This is a genomic window from bacterium endosymbiont of Bathymodiolus sp. 5 South (genome assembly GCF_900128535.1).
In the GTDB taxonomy this organism is placed as follows: domain Bacteria; phylum Pseudomonadota; class Gammaproteobacteria; order PS1; family Pseudothioglobaceae; genus Thiodubiliella.
In genome coordinates this window covers 1-1002 of record NZ_FQTR01000383.1, presented here as the reverse complement: position 1 = coordinate 1002, position 1002 = coordinate 1, and the positions used below count along the sequence as shown (strand labels likewise).

2 protein-coding genes are annotated in these 1002 nt (G+C 38.9%); one reads left to right on the top strand and one right to left on the bottom strand.

All coding sequences use genetic code 11. From position 1 onward, the window contains the following. Window positions 1-213 (top strand): transposase (locus tag BBROOKSOX_RS11655; protein WP_180324054.1); only part of this gene is annotated, 213 nt, incomplete at its 5' end. Window positions 214-666: 453 nt separating this feature from the next. Here BBROOKSOX_RS11655 and BBROOKSOX_RS11650 read toward each other — a convergent pair. Beyond that, window positions 667-1002, bottom strand: a 336-nt coding sequence (locus BBROOKSOX_RS11650; RefSeq protein ID WP_180324053.1) for a hypothetical protein, incomplete at its 5' end; no start/stop codon positions are given.

Below are 1002 nucleotides of genomic sequence, written 5' to 3'. Positions count from 1 at the left end.
AATGTTACATTATTACCATTACCGCCTTATTCTCCAGAACTGAATCCAGTAGAGCAACTATGGCAACAGATTAAACAAAGATTCTTGTCAAATACCACATTCCAAAATTATGATGATATTATTGAAAGATCTTGTCAGGCTTGGAATGAAATACTAAGTGAGGATGGTTTTATTAAAAATTTGTGTAGTAGGGAGTGGAGTTTTTTGGTTTAGTTGTTTTTTGAATTTGGTATTATTGAAAGATCTTGCCAAGCTTGGGTGGAGTTTTTTAGTTTAGTTGTTTTTTGAATTTGGTATTAGTTTTAGAACCCAGCTGCTCAAAGATGATTTATTTGTGAACTGTTGAATGCCATCAACACCCTGTTTAAAGACAATCAACTCAAACTTTCAATAGCAAACACACTGCCATGGACACCACACTGAGGCTTGGCAAGCGCCCAAATATCTCTCATTAGAAAAAGTTACCAGCGAGTTCTCTTAAAGCTATTGCCAATAATCTAACCAGAACGACATATCTACAAGAGTCTAGTGATCACTTAGAGATGGTGGTGTCTGGCTTGTTCCACAAAAATCGCCTTTTCTCTTTCAAAAATATCTGCAGAAATACATTTAGGCTGATTGGTTAATTTGTGCCGAGGGTTTTTAGGCATCCTTTTTATAAACCCATCAAAACTTCCATCGAACAGCACCTTCAATACCATAACTATGCGCTTTATTGTTAGTCGATTGAATGCGTTCATAACTAACAGAAGTGGTGGTGTCGTCTTTTTGATAATCCAGCCCCAGTTTCATCACCACCTCTTGCTCGGCATTTTTGCCAAGGTAATCGTTGCCATCACGACGAAGGTCGGATTTGTATTTCACGCTCACAAAGCGAGTGAGTTGCCCCTCTTTGTAGTTCGCTGTCTTACTGATGTCAATACCAAGGGCAATTGCCTCGTCGGTGGTAGTCTCGCTACTGGTAAGTATGTCATTCGCTTTCATCTTGATACGGCTGATGTC